Source organism: Lentzea aerocolonigenes, assembly GCF_000974445.1.
Taxonomy (GTDB): Bacteria; Actinomycetota; Actinomycetes; order Mycobacteriales; family Pseudonocardiaceae; genus Lentzea; species Lentzea aerocolonigenes.
In genome coordinates, this window is the sequence record NZ_BBOJ01000007.1 from 35,026 (window position 1) to 57,211 (window position 22,186).

The 22,186-nt window shown below is 70.2% G+C and carries 23 protein-coding genes; 11 read left to right on the forward strand and 12 right to left on the reverse strand.

The features are described 5' to 3' along the window. Positions 1-33: 33 nt before the first annotated feature. From AOM45_RS14905 to AOM45_RS14920, 4 genes are read right to left on the reverse strand one after another with little or no spacing between them, the layout of a single operon-like run. The gene (locus AOM45_RS14905) at positions 34-504 is read right to left on the reverse strand and encodes a DUF6653 family protein (protein ID WP_030468660.1); all 471 of its coding nucleotides are present in this window, start codon (positions 502-504) and stop codon (positions 34-36) included. Beyond that, complete coding sequence (locus AOM45_RS14910) at positions 497-1,075, reverse strand: TetR/AcrR family transcriptional regulator (protein ID WP_035910735.1); 579 nt, start codon at positions 1,073-1,075, stop codon at positions 497-499. The genes AOM45_RS14905 and AOM45_RS14910 overlap by 8 nt, the downstream gene beginning before the upstream one ends. 36 nt (positions 1,076-1,111) lie before the next feature. Next, positions 1,112-1,342, reverse strand: coding sequence for a hypothetical protein (locus AOM45_RS14915; protein ID WP_030468658.1), 231 nt, complete (start codon positions 1,340-1,342; stop codon positions 1,112-1,114). A 10-nt stretch (positions 1,343-1,352) separates the two neighbouring features. Next, on the reverse strand, positions 1,353-1,727 hold the full coding sequence (locus AOM45_RS14920) for a MerR family transcriptional regulator (protein WP_030468657.1): 375 nt from the start codon (positions 1,725-1,727) through the stop codon (positions 1,353-1,355). A gap of 117 nt (positions 1,728-1,844) precedes the next feature. Here AOM45_RS14920 and AOM45_RS14925 point away from each other — a divergent pair, with 117 nt between their 5' ends. Continuing rightward, positions 1,845-2,867 (forward strand): glycoside hydrolase family 5 protein, encoded by a 1,023-nt coding sequence (locus AOM45_RS14925; protein ID WP_030468656.1) that lies wholly within the window; start codon positions 1,845-1,847, stop codon positions 2,865-2,867. Here AOM45_RS14925 and AOM45_RS14930 read toward each other — a convergent pair. Genes AOM45_RS14930 through AOM45_RS14945 form a run of 4 tightly spaced genes read right to left on the reverse strand, consistent with a single transcriptional unit; the run spans position 2,821 to position 6,530 of the window. Further along, complete coding sequence (locus tag AOM45_RS14930; protein WP_156093913.1) at positions 2,821-3,813, reverse strand: acyltransferase family protein; 993 nt, start codon at positions 3,811-3,813, stop codon at positions 2,821-2,823. The two genes, AOM45_RS14925 and AOM45_RS14930, sit on opposite strands and share 47 nt — an antisense overlap. Continuing rightward, a complete protein-coding gene (locus AOM45_RS14935; RefSeq protein ID WP_051783756.1) occupies positions 3,810-4,763 on the reverse strand; it encodes a D-alanine--D-alanine ligase family protein in 954 nt (317 codons plus the stop codon). The genes AOM45_RS14930 and AOM45_RS14935 overlap by 4 nt, the downstream gene beginning before the upstream one ends. Positions 4,764-4,818: 55 nt before the next feature. Then, complete coding sequence (alr, locus tag AOM45_RS14940; RefSeq protein WP_051783754.1) at positions 4,819-5,928, reverse strand: alanine racemase; 1,110 nt, start codon at positions 5,926-5,928, stop codon at positions 4,819-4,821. Further along, complete coding sequence (locus AOM45_RS14945; RefSeq protein WP_030468652.1) at positions 5,913-6,530, reverse strand: M15 family metallopeptidase; 618 nt, start codon at positions 6,528-6,530, stop codon at positions 5,913-5,915. The genes alr and AOM45_RS14945 overlap by 16 nt, the downstream gene beginning before the upstream one ends. 144 nt (positions 6,531-6,674) lie before the next feature. Between AOM45_RS14945 and AOM45_RS14950 the strand changes: the two genes are divergently transcribed. The 3 genes from AOM45_RS14950 (at position 6,675) to AOM45_RS14960 (ending at position 9,434) form a co-directional block, all read left to right on the forward strand. Further along, positions 6,675-7,469, forward strand: coding sequence for an MBL fold metallo-hydrolase (locus tag AOM45_RS14950; RefSeq protein ID WP_030468651.1), 795 nt, complete (start codon positions 6,675-6,677; stop codon positions 7,467-7,469). A 21-nt stretch (positions 7,470-7,490) separates the two neighbouring features. Then, positions 7,491-8,342 carry an NAD(+)/NADH kinase gene (locus tag AOM45_RS14955; RefSeq protein WP_030468650.1) on the forward strand — a complete coding sequence of 284 codons (852 nt, stop codon included), beginning with the start codon at positions 7,491-7,493 and terminating at the stop codon, positions 8,340-8,342. A gap of 150 nt (positions 8,343-8,492) precedes the next feature. Continuing rightward, positions 8,493-9,434 carry an alpha/beta fold hydrolase gene (locus tag AOM45_RS14960; protein WP_030468649.1) on the forward strand — a complete coding sequence of 314 codons (942 nt, stop codon included), beginning with the start codon at positions 8,493-8,495 and terminating at the stop codon, positions 9,432-9,434. Here the strand turns inward: AOM45_RS14960 and AOM45_RS14965 are convergent. Then, a complete protein-coding gene (locus AOM45_RS14965) occupies positions 9,415-10,722 on the reverse strand; it encodes an MFS transporter (protein WP_081902228.1) in 1,308 nt (435 codons plus the stop codon). The genes AOM45_RS14960 and AOM45_RS14965 overlap by 20 nt on opposite strands. Before the next feature lie 149 nt (positions 10,723-10,871). Between AOM45_RS14965 and AOM45_RS14970 the strand changes: the two genes are divergently transcribed. Genes AOM45_RS14970 through AOM45_RS14985 form a run of 4 tightly spaced genes read left to right on the forward strand, consistent with a single transcriptional unit; the run spans position 10,872 to position 14,093 of the window. Then, positions 10,872-12,074 carry a cytochrome P450 gene (locus tag AOM45_RS14970; protein ID WP_030468647.1) on the forward strand — a complete coding sequence of 401 codons (1,203 nt, stop codon included), beginning with the start codon at positions 10,872-10,874 and terminating at the stop codon, positions 12,072-12,074. 4 nt (positions 12,075-12,078) lie between these two features. Beyond that, positions 12,079-12,738, forward strand: a complete 660-nt coding sequence (locus AOM45_RS14975) for a TetR/AcrR family transcriptional regulator (RefSeq protein WP_030468646.1) — start codon at positions 12,079-12,081, stop codon at positions 12,736-12,738. A gap of 15 nt (positions 12,739-12,753) precedes the next feature. After that, positions 12,754-12,948: a ferredoxin gene (locus tag AOM45_RS14980; RefSeq protein WP_030468645.1), complete on the forward strand. Its 195-nt coding sequence runs from the start codon at positions 12,754-12,756 to the stop codon at positions 12,946-12,948. Further along, positions 12,945-14,093, forward strand: a complete 1,149-nt coding sequence (locus tag AOM45_RS14985; RefSeq protein WP_035910731.1) for an NAD(P)/FAD-dependent oxidoreductase — start codon at positions 12,945-12,947, stop codon at positions 14,091-14,093. The genes AOM45_RS14980 and AOM45_RS14985 overlap by 4 nt, the downstream gene beginning before the upstream one ends. Here AOM45_RS14985 and AOM45_RS14990 read toward each other — a convergent pair. After that, positions 14,041-15,030: a PucR family transcriptional regulator gene (locus AOM45_RS14990; protein ID WP_030468643.1), complete on the reverse strand. Its 990-nt coding sequence runs from the start codon at positions 15,028-15,030 to the stop codon at positions 14,041-14,043. The two genes, AOM45_RS14985 and AOM45_RS14990, sit on opposite strands and share 53 nt — an antisense overlap. A 97-nt stretch (positions 15,031-15,127) precedes the next feature. Here AOM45_RS14990 and AOM45_RS14995 point away from each other — a divergent pair, with 97 nt between their 5' ends. Continuing rightward, complete coding sequence (locus AOM45_RS14995; protein ID WP_030468642.1) at positions 15,128-16,072, forward strand: alpha/beta hydrolase; 945 nt, start codon at positions 15,128-15,130, stop codon at positions 16,070-16,072. A 179-nt stretch (positions 16,073-16,251) separates the two neighbouring features. Further along, the gene (locus tag AOM45_RS15000) at positions 16,252-17,442 is read left to right on the forward strand and encodes a glycoside hydrolase family 5 protein (RefSeq protein WP_030468641.1); all 1,191 of its coding nucleotides are present in this window, start codon (positions 16,252-16,254) and stop codon (positions 17,440-17,442) included. A gap of 367 nt (positions 17,443-17,809) precedes the next feature. On the opposite strand, the gene mmuM is transcribed toward AOM45_RS15000, so the two are convergent. Together mmuM and AOM45_RS15010 are read right to left on the reverse strand one after the other, a co-directional pair. Then, complete coding sequence (gene mmuM / locus AOM45_RS15005; RefSeq protein WP_269083645.1) at positions 17,810-18,697, reverse strand: homocysteine S-methyltransferase; 888 nt, start codon at positions 18,695-18,697, stop codon at positions 17,810-17,812. Between the two features lie 10 nt (positions 18,698-18,707). Continuing rightward, on the reverse strand, positions 18,708-19,127 hold the full coding sequence (locus AOM45_RS15010; RefSeq protein WP_030468639.1) for a hypothetical protein: 420 nt from the start codon (positions 19,125-19,127) through the stop codon (positions 18,708-18,710). A gap of 307 nt (positions 19,128-19,434) precedes the next feature. Here AOM45_RS15010 and AOM45_RS15015 point away from each other — a divergent pair, with 307 nt between their 5' ends. Next, entirely contained in the window at positions 19,435-22,077 is a 2,643-nt protein-coding gene (locus AOM45_RS15015) for a glycoside hydrolase family 9 protein (RefSeq protein ID WP_156093912.1), read from the forward strand. The last annotated feature ends 109 nt before the right edge of the window (positions 22,078-22,186 follow it).

The window sequence follows — 22,186 nt, forward strand, 5'->3', positions numbered from 1 at the left end:
CGACAATTTCGTGCAGCCGCGATCGAGCGCTGCTCAAGCCCCGTTCACGCGCTCCCAGAGCCACCCGAACCGGTCAATGCGCCACAACTGGGCGCCCACGACCAGCGTCGCCCCGAACACCGTCGGCCACACCTGGAGCGCCACCAGACCCCAGATGATCAGCGCGAACCCCACCGACCCCGCCGCCACGAGCAGCCGCAGCACCGCGCGGTGGTCAGGAGGTATCGCCACCCGCTTCTCCAGCCAGGCGCGCTCGCCGTAGATCCCGCGCTCCGTCCAGCTGCGCGGCGCGGAAACCGGCGGGAACACCTTCACGTTCAGCCAGAGCCACACGACCACGACGAAGATCGGCACCAGGCACCACGCGCCGATCCACGTCCGGCTCCAGATCGCGAGCAGCATCGCCGGGATCGCCGCGAACCGGGTCCACACGCTCCACGGGTTCGCGTGCCGCCGCCACGCCTCGTCGTCCATCCGGAACGCACGAGCCACGGACTCAACCATCCCCCACCCCCTTGAAGGCCGACAGGAACCTGTCGTCGGCGAACAGACCGTGCGTCAGCATCTCCAGCCCGGCCACCGCACCCCGCACGGCCACGGAGGTCTCCGCCGGATCACCACCGAGGTGCCGGCCGACGTGCCCGCTGAGCACCAACGGCGCCAGCAGCCAGGCCACGTACGTCACGGCACGAGCGCGCGCGTCCGAGCCGGGCCGGACCCACCCCTCCGCCTCGCCCTTCGCCAGCCACGACTCGGTGCGCGCGACGATCGAGTCGAACAGCGCCGAGGCGCTCTCGGTGCCGTCGAGCAGCGAACGTGCCAGGTAGCGGCGCACGGGCGTGGCGGCCTGCAGGACCTCGGCGAGATCGGCCTCGGAGTCCACGCCTTCGAGCGCGTACTCGTCGCACGCCTGCCTGAGCCCGTCCTTCGACCCGAAGTGGTGCAGCACCAGGGCCGCCGACACACCGGCATCCGCGGCGACCGCGCGCACGGACGTCCCCGCCACGCCGTCGGCACCGAACCGCGCCAAAGCGGCATCTCTGATCCGGGCGCGCGCCGTCAGGTCTGAACGCATGTTCAGAGTATTGAACAAACGTTCAGCCCGCGCAAGTCAGTCCCGCGGCCCCCGCAGCGTCAGGACCACCCGCAGCACGTGCTCGACGGCGGCGGGGAACACCGCGCCTCTCAGTTCGTCGCGGTGCGCGAGCGTCAGCCCGGCGAACTCGAGCATCCGCTCCGGCCCCACCCGCCCGACCACGAGCGCGGCGACCTCCTCCAGGTCGAGGCCCGGATTGTCGAGGCGGGTCAACGCGAACTCGACGATCAGCTCGTCATCGGTCACCGGTCACCTCCTACGGCGCGAGCATCCTCTTGAAGTCAGGACACTCGACCAACGGCTCGTGCGTGCACGTGGACGCGTGTTCGAGACTTTCACGCATCCGCTGCAGACGAGCGATGTCCTCACCGAGAGTCGCGACCTTCTCGGCGATGGTCGCCTGCAACACGGCGTCGCCGGCCCTCGCCACCAGGAACCGCCTGATCTCCGCCACCGAGAAGCCGGCGCGGCGGGCGCAGTTGATCAGCGTCAACCGTTGCAGCACCTCGGGTTCGTACGTGCGGCGCAGCCCGTTGCGGCCGCTCGACGTCAGCAGGCCCTTCTTCTCGTAGAACCGCAGAGCCGACGGTGCGAGCCCTGACTTCTCCGCGACTTCGGCGATGTCCAGCACGCTTCGAGGCTATCCCTCGATCTTGATGTTCCTCGAACATTTCCCGAACCACGCCCGGTTCCGGCTCCGGCACCGTATCGCCCCGAACGGTTCTTCCGATCTTGTGAGGGGGCTTCCATGAAGCTGAGACACGTGGTTTTCGGTGTGACGACAGCAGTCGCGCTCTTGTTAGGCAGCGTCCCGGCGTCGGCCGGCGCCGCGCCGGGGCGTCTCTCGGTGTCCGGCGCCGAGGTGATCGATCCGTCCGGAAACCCGATCGTGCTGCGGGGCTACAACTGGGGGCACTGGGGCACGGTCCAGCCGCAGGACGCGGGCGACCACGTCGCGGCGGGCGCCAACTCGGTCCGGATCCCGTTGCGCTGGTGGGGAGTCTGGAAGGACGACGTCGACAGCCGCGACCCCGATCCGGGCAATCCCAGCCACATCAAGCCAGGACACCTGGCGGTGCTCGACCAGATGATCGAGCAGGCGAGCTCCTCCGGCATGTGGATCACGCTGTTCGTCGACTCGAACTACGGGCAGGGCGCGGGCGGGCGGCCTGACAACTTCTGGACCAACCCCGTGATGAAGCAGCAGTTCAAGGAGGTCTGGCAGTTCCTCGTGCGGCGCTACAAGACCAAGCCGCACATGGGCGCGTTCGAGATCCTGCCCGAACCGAAGCCGGTCGGCCAGAGCGACGGCGAGGTGAAGGCGTTCTACGACGAGATGATCGCCGCGATCCGCACGATCGACCGCAGGACGCCGGTCGTGGTGGGACCCAACGACAACTACAGCTGCAGCCGTCTCGACGGCGCCCACACGACGGTCGACCCGAAGGTCATCTACACCTGCAACTACTTCATCTTCGAGAACCCGCTCAACCGGATCGGCCAGATCACCGGCTTCCGCGCCAGGCACGACGTCCCGGTGTGGATCAACCAGATCGGCATCGAGAGCGGCGACACCGACGCCAAGGCGAAGGCCCGCGAAGTGCTCGGGGCCTTCGACACCAACCGGATCGGCTGGGCGTGGTGGACCTACCGGCTCAACGGCACCAACGCCTTGACGCACGGCATCTACTACCTCGACCCGAACGCCCCGGACGGCTGGGCGGTCAAGAAGGACTGGCTGAGGCTGGTGAACGGCTACCTCGCCGCATGACCGGCTCCTCCACGTAACGCCAGCTGAGCGCCGCCGCCACGATCGTGAGGACCGCCGCGATCGGCCCGGCGGCGGCGCCCAGCTCCGGCCGCAGCCACAGCGTCAGCGGGTAGTTCCACAGATAGGCGCCGTAGGACAGCACTCCCAGCGCCACCAGCGGACGGACCGGCGTCGCCACCTCCTCCCACTTCGACCACGCCAGCAGCAGCACCGCCGTGCAGCCCGCGATCGCCGGACCCGCCACCAGGTACGTCAGCACGTGGCCGCGCAACGGGATCACCGACAGCACCGACAGGCCCGCCAAAGCGATCGGCACCGCCCAGCGCGGGACGCGGGTCAGCTTCAGCCTCGTCGCCGCGCCGATCACGAAGCACACGAACCACGACGTCGGCAGCGCGTAGGCGTTGTCGGCGTCGGGCCACAGCCAGACCAGCGTCGCCGTGCACGCCGCAAGTGCTCCGAGCGCCGTCACGACCAGCACCGCGCCGGTCCGGTCGCGCACCCACGCGAACGCCAGCAACGCCGGCCACAGCAGGTAGAACTGCTCCTCCGTCGCGAGCGTCCAGCTGTGGAACGCCGCCGGGCTCACCCCGCCGATCGGCAGGTTGCCGGTGAACGTCAGCAGCACCGCAGCCGTCCGCACCAGTTCGTCGCGCTCCCCCAACGGGTCGAACACGAGCGTGACCACCACGAAGACAACCGTCAGCGCTGCCAACGCCGGCAACAGCCTGCGCGCCCGCCGCAGGTAGAACCGCTTGAAGTCGACGCGCCCCCTGCTCTCCAGCTCCCCGGTGAGCACGCCGGTGATCAGGTAGCCGCTCAACGTGAAGAACACGACGACCCCGACCACACCGGCACCGGGGAACACGTCGGGAAACGCGTGCCGCAGCATCACGAGCAGAATCGCGACGCCGCGCAGCACGTCCAGCCCGGCGATGCGCCTCACCGCACCGCTCCCCTGATGAGCTTGTCCAGCAGGTCCGGATAGGACAGTCCGGCGGCCGCGAACATCTTGGGCACCTGCGACTCCGCCGTCATGCCCGGCATGGTGTTGACCTCGTTGAGCACCAGGCCGTCGTCGGTGAGGAAGAAGTCGACGCGCGCCAGCCCGCGGCACCCGAGCGCCTCGTAGACCTTCAGGGCGGCGTCTTCCAGGGCCTTCAGCTCGGTGTCCGCCAACGGCGCCGGGATGAGGAACTCGGCACTGCCGTCGTACTTCACGGTGGTGTCGAAGAGACCGGGCACCTGGATCTCCAGCGGTGGCCCTGTCCTGCGCCCTTCGTCCGGGTCGTCGAGTACCGCGATGTCGATCTCCCGGCCTTCGAGCACCTCCTCGACGAGCACCCTGTCGTCGAGCTCCAGCGCCTGGCGGACAGCGGGTTCGAGCTCCCCCTCCTGCTCCACGAGCCGCACCCCGAAGCTCGACCCCGCCGCCACCGGCTTCACCACGACAGGGCCGGTGAAGTCCACAGTGGACGCGTTGGTGACCAGCCTGCCCCGCGCCGTCCGCACCCCGACGGCCTCGGCGACGAGCTTGGTGGCCCACTTGTCCATCGCGAGCGCACCGGCCCGCAACGGCGAGCCCACGTACGGAATCCCCGCCAGCTCGCACAACCCGGCCAGCGTGCCGTCCTCCCCCAACGGCCCGTGGACCAGCGGCAGCACCACGTCGCAGCTCGCCAGCACGTCGAGCGCGGCGGCGAGGCTGCCGGACGCCGACGTGTCCAGGACCTGCCCGCTCTGTCCGCACCAGCGGCCGTCGCGACCGATCGTGAGCGCCACGACCTCGTACTTCGCCGGATCGAGCGCGGCCCGCACCGACGCCGCCGACGCCACGGACACGTCGTGCTCGCAGTTCTGTCCGCCGCCGATCACGGCAACGCGGATTCCCTTCACAGCTGCACCCCGGATTCAGGTTTGGTTTTGGTCAACACTGAAGTAATAGAGACGATCATCCGACCAGCCGCCGCACCCGCGGGCCGATGCCGGTCACGACCTCGTGCGGGATGGTCCCCGCCCACCGCGCCCAGTCCGCGACCGTCGGTTCGCCCCGCTCCCCCGGCCCGAACACCACGGCCTCGTCCCCCGGCGCCACGGCGTCGTCCCCGACGTCCACCACGACCTGGTCCATCGAGATCACCCCGACGACCCGCCGGCGCCGTCCCGCGAGCCACACCTCCGCGGCCCCCGAAGCCGCCCGCGGCAGCCCGTCCGCGTACCCCACCGGCAGCAGCGCCAACGTCGTCGCACGGTTCGTGACGTGCGCATGTCCGTAGCCGACGCCGGTCCCCGCGGCCACCCGCCGCACCTGGACCACCGGTGCGGTGAACCGCAACGCGGAACGCAGCCGGGTGCTCCCGGACGGGTCGATCCCCACCAGCCCGGCCCCGATCCGGACGACGTCCAGATGCGTGCCGGGGTCCGTCAGCGCCGCGCTCGTGGCCGCCAGGTGCCGCACCGACGGCAGCAACCCGGCCTGGCGCGCCATCTCGACGCCGCGCAGCAACGCACGCTTCCCGGACTCATTCGCTCCAAGCGTGTCGGCACACGGCAGATGTCCCATCACTCCGACGACCGAGACCTTCCCGGCCAGTTCCGCACGACGAGCGGCCGACATCAACGCCAGCCACTCCTCCGGCGCGGCGCCGTCGCGCGCCATCCCGGTGTCCAGCTGGAGGTGCACGCGCACCGGACCGGCCCGTTCGACCGCGGCCAGGTGCTCGAGGCTCGGCACGCTGAGGTCGATCCCGTACCGCACCGCCTGGTGCACGTCGACGTCGACCGGGTTGAGCCAGCTGAGCACCGGAACGTCCACACCGGACTCCCGCACCGCCACCGCCTCGGCGAGCGACGTGACGCCGATCCACGTCGCACCGGCGGCGACCGCCGTCCGGGCCACGTCGCCGAGACCGTGCCCGAACCCGTCCGCCTTCACCACGGCCATGACCTCGCCGCGAGCCAGCGCCACGAACCGCCGGGTGTTGTCCGCCACCGCAGCGAGATCGACGGAGAGCGAGGGTGACGCCGACGCCTGGCGCAGGCGCGTCACGAGCGCGCCCACGCAGGCACCTCCACCGGTCCGTAGACAGCGTTGTCAGCGCCGCTCAGCAACGCCCAGTAGCGGTCGCCGTAGGACCAGTGCCACCACTCGGTCGGGTAGTTGACCAGGCCGGCGCTGCTCAACGCGTCCGCCAGCACCGTCCGGTTGCGGCGTGCCTCGGCGTCCACCGGCGCGGCGAAGAAGCACGCGCCGTCGCTCTCCTCGGGCGTGGCGTCGACCTCCGTGCCCATCCACAGCTCGACACCCGACGTCGTGACGAGCGTGAGGTCGACCGCCGCACCGGCGACGTGCGGGGCGACGGCCAGCGGCGCCACGAACCGGCTGGACAACCGGTCCAGCTCGACCGCGTCGGCCGCGGGGTGGAGCTCGCGCAGCTCGGCCGTGTACCGCTCGATGATCGCGCTCTGGTCGGCGGCGCTGCGGTGCCCCTCGACCACGCGCAGGTCCACACCGGACGGAAGCAGCGCGCGGGCCACGTCGAGCCGCCGCGCGAGGCCCTCGCGCACCAGCACGCCGGGCGCGAAGTCCAGTGGTACCAACGGATCCCCGTTGTCGAGCACGCGAACGGCGCGCACGACCGGATCTGCGAGCAGGATGGTCATGTGGCCAAACTAGGAACGCGCGGCCACGGCGAACTCGTCCTCGCGGCCACCCCCTCACGCCGAACGGCCGGTTCGACGACGTCCACATCGGCCGTTCGGCCGAGGGCTTGACTTGAACCGCGATTCAAGTCGCATCCTCTGCACATGAAGATCCACCACCTGAACTGCGGTTCCGTGCGCCGGATCGAGCCGACCTACGAAGGTCTGCCGAGCGCGCACGCCGTGAACCACTGCCTGCTCGTGCACACGGACAGCGGACTCGTGCTCGTCGAAACAGGACTCGGCCTCGACGACGTCCGCAGTCCGGAAGACACCCTCGGCGCGGCCTGGGTGGAGATGGCCCAGCCGGTGCTGGACGAGCAGGAGACCGCGATCCGCCAGATCGAACGGCTCGGGTACGACCCCGCCGACGTCCGCGACGTCATCGTCACGCACCTCGACGTCGACCACTGCGGAGGCCTCCCGGACTTCCCGCACGCCACGGTCCACGTCCTGGCCGCCGAACTGCGCGCGGCGATCGCGGAGGCGCCGAGCCGCCGCTACCGCCCGGCGCACTGGGCGCACGGTCCACAGTGGCGCACCTACGAGTCCGCGGACGGCGAGTGGTTCGGCTTCCCCTCCATCCAGCCCCACGGCCTGCCCGAGGAGATCAAGCTCGTCCCGATGGGCGGCCACACCGCGGGCCACACCGGCGTCGCCGTGCACGACGGCTCACGGTGGTTGTTGCACTGCGGCGACGCCTACTACTACCACCGCGAACTGGATGAACACCCCGAACCGCACCCGATTCTCGACATCGTGCAGACCGGGTCCGAAGTCGACCACGACCAACGCGTCAGCACCCAGGACCGTTTGAGGGCGCTGGCCCGCGACCACGCGAGCGAGGTGACGATCTTCAGCGCACACGACCCGTGGGAATTCGGCAGACTGGCGTCGTGACTCGACAAAGGACGAACTGACGTGCACGCCGCCGGCCTGGTGCTGCACCCGCAACGAGACTCCGCCGCCGCCGTCGAGGCAGTGCTCGGCTGGGCGGCGAACCGCGGTGTCGAGATCCTCGGCATCTCCGACGAGATCCAGCGACTCCGCTGCGAGGCCACCCCGGTCTCGCCGGAGGAGCTGGGCCGTCGCGCCGACCTGGTCGTGAGCCTCGGCGGCGACGGAACGATGCTGCGCGCCATGCGCCTGGCCGACGGCGAACGCGCCCCGGTCCTGGGCGTCAACCTGGGCAAACTCGGCTTCCTGGCCGAGGTCGACGTCCCGGATCTGCCGGCCGCTCTGTCCGCTATTGACGCCCACGACTTCACCGTCGAGCCGCGCCTGGCCGTCGACGCGGTCTTCGGCGACCAGAAAGTCACGGCGTTCAACGACATCGCCGTGGTCCGCATCCCCGGTGAGGGCAGCGCACGGGTCGCCGTCCGCGTGGCCGGCCAGCCGTTCGTCAGCTACGCGGCGGACGCGGTCATCGTCGCGACCCCGACCGGCTCGACCGCGTACAGCTTCTCCGCGGGCGGCCCGATCACGAGCCCGTCCGTCGAGGCCCTCCTGGTCACCCCGGCCGCACCGCACTCCGCCTACAGCCGGGGCGTCGTGCTGTCCGTGCGGGACGACGTGGAGCTCGACCTCCTGCCGTCCAGCGGCCGGTTGGCGGTCGAGGTGGACGGCATGGTCGCGGGCTACGTCTCATCGGGCGACCGCGTGTCGTTGCGCGCCCGCCCCGCCGCCGCCCGCGTGGTGCGGCTGGGGATGACGACGTTCTACCAGCGGGCGCGGCGCAAGCTGCAGCTCACGGACTCGGCGGAGCTGACGTGAGGCTGCGCGACCCCGCGCGCGATCAGAACCGCGGGATCAAGGGAGCGGTCTGGCCAACTGCGGCCCGTCAACTCACTCGTTGAGGCGGGCTTCTCGACCTAGGCTGCACCCCTGCCCGGCGAGCGCCGGGCAGCAGATGGGGGTCTGAGAATGTCAGAGTTGAGCAGACGCGGTGTGTTCGCGCTGGGCGCGGGCGTCGCACTCGGAGCAGGCACCGGAGTCGCGGCCGCCGACACGAACCGCGAGGCGGACCTGCCCGGTTTCAAGCACAACTACGCGCAGGTCAACGGCGTGCGCCTGCACTACGTCACGGGTGGGCGCGGTGAGCCGCTCGTGCTCCTGCCGGGCTGGCCGCAGACGTGGTGGGAGTACCACCAGATCATGCCCGCGCTCGCCACGAGGTTCCGGGTGATCGCGGTCGACCTGCGCGGGATGGGCGGGTCCGAGAAGCCCGCGGGCGGCTACGACAAGAAGACGATGGCGGCCGACATCCACGCGCTCGTGAAGCACCTGGGGTACGAGAAGGTCGGCCTCGCCGGGCACGACATCGGCAGCCAGGTCGCGTTCAGCTTCGCGGCCAACTACCCGGCCGCCACGCGCAAGGTCGCGTTCATGGACGTGCTGCACCCCGACGAGGGTTACTACCAGCTCCCGCTGCTGCCGCCGCCCGGCCAGTTCAGCCTCTGGTGGTTCGCGTTCAACCAGGTGCAGACGCTGCCCGAACAGCTGCTGGCCGGACGGTTCCGCCACCTGATCGACTGGCTGTTCGCGAACACCGCGTTCAACCCGGACGCGATCGACGAGCGGTCGCGGCAGATCTACGCGCGGGCCTACAACTCGCCGGACGCCATCCGCGCGAGCAACGGCTGGTACCAGGCGTTCCACCAGGACATCGCCGACGGCAAGACCTACGCCAAGCTGACGCCACCGGTGCTGGGGCTGGCCTCGGTGCTGTCCATCGAGCAGTTCAGGGCGGCGCTGCCGAACTTGGCCACCGATTTCAAGGCCGTGCAGATCGACGGCGCCGGGCACTGGCTCGCGGAGGAGCAGCCCGACGCCGTCGCCCGTGAGCTCACGCAGTTCTTCTCCTAGGGATGAACGCCGCGACCGCGCACGCCAGCAGCGCGGTCGCGGCACCCATCCCCATGATCAGCTTGAAGCTGAACGGAACCGTCACCTGCGTCAGCACCACGCCCGCCACCGCGCTGGAGACCGACGTGCCGATCGCGCGCATCAACGTGTTGAGGCTGTTCGCGGCGGCGGTCTCCGACGTCGGCACAGCCGACATGATCAGCGCGGGCATCGCGCCGTACGCCAGGCCGATGCCGGCGCCCATCACCGCCGACACGACGACGAGCTGCCACACCGCGGACATCAGGATCACGCCCGTGCCGTAGCCCAGCGCCACCACGACCGTGCCGAGCATCAGCGTGGCGCGCGGACCACGGGCCGTCGTGATCCGCGCGGACACCGGTGCCATCAGCATCATCACCAGGCCGGACGGGACGAGCACCAGGCCCGTGACCAGCAGCGACTGGCCGAGTCCGTGGCCCGTGGACGCCGGGAGCTGGAGGATCTGCGGCAGCACCAGTGACTGCGCGAACATCGAGAACGCGAACACGGCCGACGCGACGTTGGTCAGCAGCACCTGACGGCGGGCCGTGGTGCGCAGGTCGACCAGCGGCTGGGCCGACCGCAGCTCCCACCAGCCCCACAACCCCAGCGCCACCGCCGCGCCGACGAACAACCCGGTCGTGGCGGCGCCGCTCCACGTCGAGGCTTTGGACACGCCCAGGAGCAGGCAGACCAACGCGACGGAGAGCCCCAACGCACCCACGAGGTCGAAGCGGCCTCCACTGCGCACCGCCGACTCCGGCACGCAGGTCAGCACCGCCGCCAGCACGATCACGCCGGCCGCGGCCGAGGTCCAGAACAGCAGGTGCCAGTCGCTCTGCTCGGCCAGGAACGCCGCCGCGGGCAGGCCGAGCGCGCCGCCGACGCCCAGTGAGGCGCTCATCAGGGCGGTCGCCGACGCCAGTCGTTCGGCCGGCAGCTCGTCGCGCATGATGCTGATGCCGAGCGGGATGACCCCCACGGCGAGCCCTTGCACGACGCGTCCGGCGATCAGCGGGACGAGCGAGTGGCTCAGCGCCGCGATCACCGAACCCGTCACCAGCATGACCAGGCTCACGACGAGCATGCGGCGCTTGCCGTACATGTCGCCGAGCCGGCCGACCACGGGTGTCGCCACCGCGCTGGCCAGCAGCGTCGCGGTGATCAACCAGGTCGTGTCCCCCGGCGACGAGCCCAGGAGCTGCGGAAATCTCGGCAGCAGCGGGATGACCAGCGTCTGCATCAGCGACACGACGATGCCGCCCATCGCGAGCACGGCCACGACCACGTTGGGGCGCGTCACCGGACGCGTTTCTTCGAGGAGCACGCCATCAGTCTAAGTCAGTCGCTTGACTTAATTCACGTGGGTGGGCAAGTTGGAAGAGAGAACAGCTCCCACCACGAAGGAACTCCCGAATGTCCGAAGTAGACGAACTGCCCCGGTTCCCGTTCCCCGTCGACGCCGCGCTGGAGCCACCCGCCGAATGGGCCGAGCTGCGCGCGAAATGTCCCGTGGCGCACGTCCAACTCGCCAGCGGTGACGAAGCGGCGCTGATCACCCGGCACGCGGACGTCAAGACGATCCTGTCCGACCCGCGGTTCACCAGGCCGACCCGCGGCGACGACGCCGCGCGCATGACCGACACCGAGGAAGGCGGCATCTTCAACAGCGAGATGTCGGCGGTGATCCCCCAGCACGGCGAGGCGCACCTGGCGTGGCGCCGCAGCATCGGCAAGTGGTTCACCGCCAAGCGGATGAACGCGCTGCGCCCCGGCATCGCGGCGATGGCCGAGCAGCTGATCGACGACATGGTCGCCAAGGGCGCGCCCGCGGACCTCAAGGCGAGCCTCGGTTTCCCGCTGCCCGTCTGGGTCATCTGCGACATGCTCGGCGTGCCCGACGCCGACCGCGACCGGTTCTCGCACTGGTCGGACGCGATGCTCAGCATGACCCGCTTCTCCGCCGATGAGATGAAGGCGGCGGAGCTGGAGTTCGGGATGTACATGGCCGCGCACATCGCGGCGAAGCGGGAGAACCCCGGCGACGACCTGCTCAGCGCGCTGATCGCGGACCCGGAGCCGATGTCCGACGTCACGCTGATCGCCACCGGCATCGGACTGCTGGTCGCGGGCCACGAGACGACCGCGAACATGATCACGAAGATGGTCGCGATGCTGCTGGAGGACCGCGGCCGGTGGGAGTCGCTGCTCGCCGACCCGGCGCTGGTGCGCACCGCCGTCGAGGAGTCGATGCGCATGGACGCCAACGCGGGTCTCGGCATGGCCCGCTACATCACCGAGGACGTCGAGATCGGCGGCACGGTTCTGCCGCGCGGCACCACCGTGATGTGCAGCATGGCCGCGGCGAACCGGGACGAGGACGCGTTCGAGCGGGCGTCCGAAATGGACCTGGCCCGCACTCCCAACCAGCACCTGGCGTTCGGCGCGGGTGCCCACGCGTGCCTCGGTCAGCCGCTGGCGCGCACCGAGCTCCAGGTCGTGCTCGAAGTGCTGCTCCGCAAGCTCCCGTCGCTCGACCTGGCCGTCGGAGTGGATGATCTGCGTCGAGTCGAGGGGCTCGTCGTGGGCGGGCTCGTGGAACTACCGGTGCGATGGTGACGTGATGAACAAGGTCGACGACAACCCGTCGAGGGCGGAGCGGGCGCACGCAACGCGTGAGCTGATCCTGACCGCGGCCGAACGCCTGTTCGCCGAGCACGGGGTGCTGGCTGTCTCGAACCGGCAGGTCAGCGAGGCCGCCGGACAGGGCAACAACACGGCCGTCGGCTACCACTTCGGCACCAAGGCCGATCTCGTGCGCGCCATCGCCCGCAAGCACCTGGCGCAGATCGAGGAGCGCCGCCAGGAGGTGCTCGCCCGGATCGGTGACAGCACGGACGTCCGGGACTGGCTGTCGTGCCTCGTGCGGCCGGTCACGGACCACCTGGCGGAGGTGGGCAGTCCCACCTGGTTCGCCCGGTTCGGCGCGCAGGTCATGACGGATCCGACGCTGCGGCCGATCATCGTCGACGAGACGCAGTCGTCGCCGTCGATGGTGCGGGTCCTGGCGGGCCTGGAGACCTGCCTGCGGCACCTGCCGGACGACGTGCGGGCCGAGCGGTTCGACATGTCCCGGCAGCTGCTCGTGCACATGATCGCCGAACGCGAGCGCGCCCTCGCCGACAACACCCCCACGCCGCGTGCCAGCTGGCACGACGCCGCGACCGGCCTCGTCGACGCCCTCGTCGGGATGTGGCTCGCGCCGGTCACCAACGACTCGTAGTGAGGAACACCGAACGTGAAGATCACCGTCGACCAGGACAAGTGCTGCGGCGCCGGAACGTGCGTGCTGCTCGCCCCTGACGTGTTCGACCAGCGCGATGAGGACGGCATCGTGGTGCTGCTCGACTCCCAGCCGCCGGCCGGGCTGCACGCGCTCGTGCACGAGGCCGCGAGCGTGTGCCCGGCCTCCGCCATCGCGGTGAGCGAATGACGCTGATCGTCGGCGCCTCGGCCGCCGGTCTCGCGACCGCCGAAGCGTTGCGCCGCAAGGGGTACACCGGCCGTCTGACGATCCTCGGCGCCGAGCCGCACCTGCCGTACGACCGGCCGCCGCTGTCCAAGCAGGTCCTGTCCGGCACGTGGGAACCCGCGAAGGCCCAGCTCCGGCCGGCCGAGGCGCTCGCCGCCCTGGACGCCGAGTTCGTGCTCGGCGACCCGGCCGTACACCTCGACGTCTCCGAACGGGCCGTGCACACGGCTTCCGGTCGCGTGCTCAAGGCCGACAACGTCGTGCTGGCAACGGGTCTGCGCCCGCGCACGTTGCCGGGCCAGCGCACGCTCCGGACGCTCGACGACGCGGTGGCGTTGCGCGCAGACCTGCTGAAGGCCAAGCGCGCGGTCGTCGTCGGCGACGGTGTGCTGGGTGCGGAGATCGCCGCGACCGCACGGCAGATGGGCGTCGCGGTGACGCTGGCAGGCCCGCAGCAGGCGCCGATGGCGCTCCAGCTCGGGCCCGTGGTCGCCGAACTGCTCGCCGAGCTGCACACCGCGCAGGGTGTCGACCTCAGGCTCGGCGCCGCCGTCACCGGGGTCGAGGACGACGGCGTGCTGCTGGAGACCGGTGAGGTGCTGCCCGCCGACCTCGTCGTGGTGGCGTTCGGCTCCGCTCCGGCGACGGACTGGTTGCAGGACAGCGGACTCGTGCTCGGCAACGGCGTCGTCTGCGACTCCCGCTGCCGTGCCGCCGACGGCATCTGGGCCGTCGGCGACGTCGCCCGCTGGCACCACGAGACGCTCGGCAGGCTGGTGCGGCTGGAGAACCGGACGAACGCCACCGAGCAGGCCATCGCCGTCGCCGGCAACGTCCTCGGCGCCGACCAGCCCTACACACCCGTGCCGTACTTCTGGACCGACCAGTTCGACGCGAAGATCCACGTCCACGGGTTCGTCGCGCCGGGAGCGTCCGTTGTGGAGGGAAGTCTGGCCGAACGTCGTTTCGTGGTGCGCTATCACCGCGGCGGCGAGGTGGTCGGCGTGCTGGGCTGGAACATGCCCAAGCATGCCAGGCTGCACCGCCAGGAGATCACTCCGAGTTGTCGCGCACCCGTCGCAGCATCAACGCCAAGTAGAGCCTGAACCGTCCCGAGGCCGAGTCGAGCTCGAACCCGAGCGCCGACTCGGCCCGGGCCAGGCGTGCCGTCATCGTGCTGTGGTGACGGTGCAACGCGGCCGCGGCCTGCCGCACCGAACCGGTCGCGCAGAGCGCGTCGAGTGCGATGATCATGCCCGGTTCCGCAGCGAGCCCGTCGAGCGCGCGGACGTCCGGAAGTGCCGCGATGTCCGCGCGGTCGAGCCGCTCGGCGAGGAGGCCGAGGCTGCCGAGCTTTTCCCACCACACGACCGGCTCACCGTCCGATGTGTACCGCAGCGCGGTGCGCGCGGCCTGCCACGACTTCGCGGCGTCGATCGCGGGCAGCAGCGGGCCGATGCCGAGGCGCCCGGTCACGTCCGGCACCTCCGTCGTGAGCACCGCCTTGACCGAACCCAGCTGCGCCGACCGGCCGGCCACCTCACCGGTCGCCGCGAGCACGCGCAACGGTGCCGTGGCGCCGATGCCGAGCAGGTGCAGGGCCCGCGACCGTTCCGCGGTGCCGACGCCTTCGGAGAGGACCAGTTCGACGAGCGCGGGATCGCCGAGCTCCGGCAGCGGAACGCTCGAGTGGTCGAGCAGGACGGCGGCGGCGATCGCGAACCGTTCGAGCAGCATGTCGTCCAGAGGTGCCGGCGAGCCCTCGCGCGCGACCCAGACCTCGACGCCGCCCTCCAGCGGCCGCACCGCCGCGCGCGCCGGCACCGGCCCCGTCGTGACGGCACCGCCCGCGTCGGCCCGCAGGCACAGTCCCTGTCCCGGCGCGTGCAGGCCGACCGGGCAGCCGGCGAGCTCGGACGTGCTGCGCACCAGGGTGTCGAGGCCCGCGCGCTCGGTGATGAGGCGATCGAAGAACCCGATCACCCGCACCGCGTTCTCCGCGTCGGCGTCCAGCCCGGACAACCTCAGCAACAGGCCTCTCATCCCGTCACCATAACCCCGACAGGTGGCTGGTGAGGTGCCCCGAACGCCCGCCACGTGTCGGCTGCCCGTCCCGCCGTCCAGAGCCGAGGATCGCTTCATGAGCTACGCCATCGACCCCGAACTGCTCCCCTGGCTCGACATGCTGCCGGGTGTGGTCCTGAAGGACTACGACGCCCTCCTGACCGCTCGTGCCGGGCAGGCCCAGCTGAGCGAAATCATGCCGTCCTACGAGCCGGCGAACCAGATCGACGTCCGCGACACGACGGTCCCCGGCCCGTCCGACGCCCCGGACGTGCCGGTCCGGATCTACACCCCGGCGAACCTCGAGGCACCCGTGCCGGGCCTGGTGTACATCCACGGCGGCGGGTTCGTGCTCGGCGACCTCGACATGTTCCACGCGCACGTGCTGCGGCTCGCCGACGAGCTCGGCATCGTCATCGTGTCGGTGGACTACCGGCTCGCGCCCGAACACCCCTTCCCGGCACCCGTCGAGGACTGCTACGCGGCGCTGAAGTGGGTCGCGGCCAAGGCGGAGGAGCTCGGCATCGACCCGGCGCGGATCGGCGTCGGCGGCGAGAGCGCCGGTGGCGGCCTCACCGCGGGAACCGTGCTGCTGGCGCGCGACCGCGGCGGCCCCGAGCTGTGCTTCCAGTACCTCGGCATCCCCGAGCTGGACGACCGCCTCGACACGGAGTCGATGCGCGACTACGTCGACACCCCGCTGTGGAACCGCCCCAACGCGATCTTCAGCTGGGCCAGCTACCTCGGCGCCGAGCCCGGCGACGTCTCCCCCTACGCCGCCCCGGCCCGTGCCACCGACCTCGCCGGCCTGCCGCCCGCCTTCGTGACGACCTGCCAGTACGACCCGCTGCGGGACGAGGGCATCGAGTACGCCCGCCGCCTCGCGCACGCCGGCGTGCCGACCGAGCTCCGCCACTACCCCGCCACGTTCCACGGTTCCTCGTTCATCGAGAGCGCGGCGATCACCCGCCGGATGTTCGCCGACGAGGTGGAGGCGTTGCGCCGCGGTCTTCGCGTCTGACCCGCACGTACCCGCGCGCCCTCTGCGGACGCGCGGGTTCTTTTGTTCGACAGTCGATTCGTCGAATTTCGCGATTTCCGCGGCGCCGTGGTCGAAATGATTGTTGAAATGTTGACGCCCAGCTGAACACCGCCCTACGGTTTTGGAAAGCGCTTTCCAATTCCCGGGGAGAAACACCCATGGTCTCGAAAGCACGGAAGATCAAAGTCGCTCTTCTCACCGCCGCGCTGGCCATCGCCGGATCCGGCCTGACGAGCCCGGCAGCGGCGGACGTGCAGCTCAACGCCGCGCAGATCGTCTCCGACATGGGGGCGGGCTGGAACCTGGGCAACCAGCTGGAGGCCAGCTCGAACGGAGTTCCGAACGAAACGGCGTGGGGTCAACCCGTCATCACGCAGGCGCTCGTCGACAAGGTGAAAGCCGCCGGGTTCAAGACGATCCGAATCCCGGTGTCCTACCTGAACAAGATCGGGCCCGGCCCGAACTACACGATCGACGCCGCGTGGCTGAACCGGATCCAGCAGGTCGTGAACTACGCCTACAACCGCGGCCTGCACGTGCTCATCAACATGCACGGCGACGGGTACAAGACCGTCAACGGCGCGTGGCTCATCTGCGACGCGGGCAACCAGACGGCGATCAAGGACAAGTACCAGAAGGTCTGGCAACAGATCGCGACCAGGTTCGCGAGCTACGACCAGCGCCTGATCCTCGAGTCGATGAACGAGAACTTCGACGGGCAGTGGGGCGCGCCGACGCAGCCGTGCTACTCGAACATCAACGCCTACAACCAGATCTTCGTGGACACCGTGCGCAGGGCCGGCGGGAACAACAGCTCGCGGTGGCTGCTGGTGCCGGGCTGGAACACGAACATCGACTACACGACGGGCAACTACGGCTTCGTGCTGCCGACCGACCGGTACCGCTCGCCGTCCATCCCCAGCACCGAACAACGGCTCATGATCTCCGTGCACTACTACGACCCGTGGGACTTCACGGGCGAGGAGAGCACCAAGATCACGCAGTGGGGACGCGGGGCGACGAACCCGGCCAAGAAGTCCACGTGGGGCCAGGAGGACTTCCTGGACGCGCAGCTGAAGAAGGTCTACGACAAGTTCGTCACCAAGGGCTACCCCGCGGTCGTCGGTGAGTACGGCGCGATCGACAAGGCCTTCGCCGACTCCTCGAACCCCCGGTACCGCGCGGACTACGTGCGTGCCGTCGCGGCCACGGCCAAGAAGTACGGTGCGGCTCCCGTCTACTGGGACAACGGTTACAACGGCCAGTACGGGTTCGGGTTGTTCGACCGGGCGTCCGTCACCGTGACCCAGCAGGGCATGATCGGCGCCATTCTGAGCGGAGTCGCCTGATCACGTGACTGTTCGACGCCTCGTCCGAGTCGGGCGGGGCGTCGAACGGTCAGTTGCCTGGTCACGAGCAACTCTCAACGGGCTTCCCGTGCGCGCCGACGGGTCGTCCGCTGCGTCTCCAGTCGCCGCTGGGTCTCGCCGACACCGCCGCACGGACGAGCCCGCTCACCCCGGACGGCGTTCCCAGCCGTACCCGCTCACGCAGTCAACGTTTGAAGCCCCCGGCGACACCGCTCACCCTGCCAGCGTCTCCGGCACCCAGCCGACGCCGCTCACCACGGCAGCGTCTCCGGCTCCCGGCCGACGCCCGCGCTCACCCCGCCGGCATTCCGAGCCAGCTGACCGACGCCCCCGGCCGCAGCCGCGCTCACCCTCCGAGCGCGCCCGCCAGCACCCCGATCGCGTCCGGCCCGGTCCGGCAGCACCCACCAACCAACCGCGCCCCGCGCCCGGTCCACTCCCCGGCGAGCCCGGCGAACCCCGTCCCGTCCCCGGTCCAAGCCCGCTCCGCCGCGTCCCACTCCTCGCCGCTGTTCGGATAAACCACCACAGGCAACCCCGTGGCCGACGCGACCGACACCGCGTGGGCGACGTCCTCCGGCGGGCAGCAGTTCACGCCGACCGCGATCACCTCGTCGACGCCCGCGGCCACCGCGAACGCCTCCTCCAGCGGCTGGCCGGCGCACGTGCGGTCGCCGCGGATGCTGTACGAGAGCCAGACCGGCACGCCGCTGCCCCTGACCACCTCCAGCACGGCCTCTGCCTCGTCGACGTCCGGGATCGTCTCGACGGCCAGCACGTCCGGGGCGGCCTCCACCAGCGTCTCGATGCGGGGGCGGTGGAACTCCACCAGCTCCTTCACGCTCAGGCCGTAGCGGCCGCGGTATTCCGAGCCGTCGGCGAGCATGGCGCCGTACGGGCCCACCGACGCGGCTACCCAGCGTTGTCCGTCCACATCGGACGCGGCGGAGCGGGCCAGTGAGACGCTCGTGTGGAGCAGGCGGGCGGTCTCCACGAAACCGATGCCCTGCTTGGCGAAGCCCTCGAAGGTCACCTGGTAGCTCGCCGTGATGGCGACCTCGGCGCCCGCGCGGTAGAACGCCAGGTGGGCATCGCGCACGGCGTCGGGGTCGGTGAGCAGCAGCCTGCCCGACCACAGCGCGTCGGACAGGTCGTGCCCGGCCAGTTCCAGTGCCGTCGACATTCCGCCGTCGAGCACGACGACCCGGTTCGCGAGCGCCTCTTCCAGTTCCACGTGGACGATCCTACGAGCCTGCGCTCCCGCTCACCGAACTGCCCGACCTGGTCACGTGGCAGGTGACGACAGCGCCGCTCCAGCAGTGGAACGTCAGCGTCACCCGCGCGTTGTCGTTGGTCTCGGCGAAGAACTCCGGCGTGAGCGTGGTGACGCCAGTCGCGCAGTTCGGTGCGAGGATCCGGTCGAACTCCTTGAAGGTGAACGTGGTTCCGTTGGTGTTCAACCTCCACTGGAAGGACGTGCGGCCGGACGGCCACGTCCAGATCAGCCGCCAGCCGTTGACGCGGTCGCCGACGGCGACGTCAGCGGTGAAGCCGTTCTCCCACTGGCAGCCCGGTGCGGCGGCACGGGCCACCACCGCCAGGCCGACGGTCGCGGCCACCGAGACGAAAGCCGCCGCCAGCGCGACGCTGCGCCATCCGGTCATCAGACTCCTCCCGAATTCTGGGAGCGTTCCCAGACGAGGCCGACCGCGACGCCAGGACCAAGAACGGGGGACGAGCGCGTCGAATTGTGGTCGAACACCGGCACGAACCTCGCGATGCGGTTCAGCGCCATTCGAGTCGAATTGTCGAACACGTACGGGATTTCCACGGGAATCCGGAAAAATCATGACGGCATTTCAGCTCCACCCCCTGTCGGAACGCTTTCGTGACCGTTACAGTCCCGAACCTGGGAGCGCTCCCAGGCGGCGCTTCGAACTCCTGTCATCGGAGGCTCACGTGCAGAGTCGCATGTCGAGAGCTGTGACAGCCGTCCTCCTCGCGCTGGTCGCGGGGCTGGCCGGTCCACTCGCATCACCGTCGGCCGCCGCGCCCGCGTTCAACTACGCCGAGGCGCTGCAGAAGTCGGTCTGGTTCTACGACGCACAGCGGTCGGGGAAGCTGTCACCGGACAACAGGGTGAGCTGGCGCGCGGACTCGGCGCTGCGCGACGGTTCGGACGTCGGACTCGACCTGTCCGGCGGTTTCTACGACGCGGGCGACCACGTGAAGTTCGGGCTGCCCTTCGCGTTCAGCGTGTCCATGCTCGCCTGGGGAGCCGTCGAGAACCGGGACGCCTACGCGAGCTCCGGCCAGCTCCAGCACCTGATGGCGAACCTCAGGCACGGCGCGGACTGGATCATCAAGGCGCACCCGTCCCCCAACGTCGTCTACGGGCAGGTCGGCGCGGGCAACCCCGACCACGCCTGGTGGGGATCGGCGGAGGTCATGCCCATGGCCCGGCCGTCGTACAAAGTGGACACCTCGTGCCCCGGCTCCGACCTCGCCGGCGAGTACGCGGCCGCGATGGCGTCGGCGTCGATGGTCTTCAAGGACACCGATCCGTCCTACGCGGCCACCCTCCTCACGCACGCCAAGCAGCTCTACTCGTTCGCCGACACCTACCGCGGCAAGTACAGCTCGTGCATCACCGACGCCGCGAACTTCTACAACTCCTGGAGCGGCTACCAGGACGAACTGGCGTGGGGTGCGATCTGGCTGCACCGCGCGACCGGTGACGCGAGCTACCTGACCAAGGCCAAGGCGGAGTACCAGAAGCTCGGCACCGAACCGCAGAGCTCCGAACGCTCCTACCGGTGGACCATCGCGTGGGACGACAAGTCCTACGGCGCCTACGTTCTGATGGCCAAGCTCACCGGCGAGCAGACCTACATCACCGACGCCAACCGCTGGCTGGACTTCTGGACGACCGGGTACAACGGCAACAAGGTCCGCTACTCCCCCGGCGGCCAGGCGGTGCTCGACAGCTGGGGCTCACTGCGCTACGCGGCCAACACCGCGTTCGCCGCGCTCACCTACTCGGACTGGCTGTCCACACGCGACAGTGCGCGGGCCAGGACCTACCACGACTTCGGCGTGCGGCAGGTGAACTACGCGCTCGGCGACAACCCTCGCAACTCCAGCTACGTGGTCGGGTTCGGCACGAACCCGCCGCGCAACCCGCACCACCGCACCGCGCACGGGTCGTGGGCCGACAGCATCCAGGAACCCGTCACGAGCAGGCACGTGCTCTACGGCGCGCTGGTCGGCGGCCCCAGCACCAACAACGACGCCTACACCGACAGCCGCAGCGACTACGTGATGAACGAGGTCGCGCTCGACTACAACGCCGGCTTCACCGGTGCGCTCGCCCGGCTGTACAAGGAGTTCGGCGGCACCCCGCTCGCGAACTTCCCGGTCGCCGAGACGCCGGACGGGCCGGAGCTCACGGTGCAGGCGTCGGTGAACCAGGGCGCCGCCCAGTTCACCGAGGTCAAGGCGTTCGTGCTGAACAAGACCGCCTGGCCCGCGAGGACGTTCAACGGCACCCTGCGCTACTACTTCACGCTCGACGGCACCACCACGCCGAGCCAGATCAGCGTCACCACGAACTACAACCAGTGCGGCGCGGCGAGCCCGCCCGTGCAGCACCGCGGCTCGATCTACTACGTCGAGATCCCGTGCTCCGGCGTGGCTCCGGCCGGGCAGTCCGCGTACCGCAAGGAAGTCCAGTTCCGCATCACCAGCACCGGGACGTGGGATCCGGCCAACGACTGGTCCTACGCCGGGCTGGGCAGCGGCAACACGGTCGTTCAGACCGACAGGATCGTGCTGCGCCAGGACGGCAAGACGGTGTGGGGCACCGAGCCCGGCGGCGGCGTGTCCGACAACGACCCGCCGACCGTCCCGACCGGACTGACCGCCTCGAACGCCGCCAGCTCCAGCGTCACGCTGAGCTGGACCGCGTCGACCGACAACGTCGGCGTCACGGGGTACGAGGTCCTCGACGGCACCGCGGTCGTCGGCCAGTCGGCCACGACGAGCCTCCAGGTCACCGGTCTCACGCCCGACACGCAGTACACGTTCGCCGTGCGGGCGAAGGACGCGTCGGGCAACGTCTCCGCCGCGAGCACGCCGGTCACCACCCGGACGTTGCCGGGCGTGAGAAGCACGCTGACGGCGCAGCACAGGGGCACCGGCGCCGCCACGTCGAACCAGATCACCGCCACGCTCCAGCTGACCAACCGCGGCACCACACCGGTCGGCCTCACCACGACGACGCTGCGGTACTGGTTCACCGGCGACGCGCCGTCGCCGAGCTACCAGGTGTGGTGCGACTGGGCGCAGCTGGGATGTGCGAGCGTCCAGGCACGCGTGGTCAAGCTCTCGACCGCCCGTCCGGGAGCCGACGCGTACCTCGAGGTGTCCTTCACCGCGGGCAGCCTCGCCGCTGGTGCGAGCACGGGCGAGATCCAGGTGAGGGTCGCGAAGTCCGACTGGTCCGGTTTCACCCAGTCCGACGACCACAGCTACCGGATCAGCAACGGGCTCACGGACTTCGACCGGGTCACCGCGCACACCGGCGGTGTCCTCGCGTGGGGTGCCGAGCCCTGACGATCTTCGGAGCGGGGCGTTCTGCGCGCCCAGGCGTCCCGCGCCGAGCCCAACCCCGGCCACTGGCCGGCCCTCCCGCGTCCCCGGTACAGCGGCGTACCGGGGACGC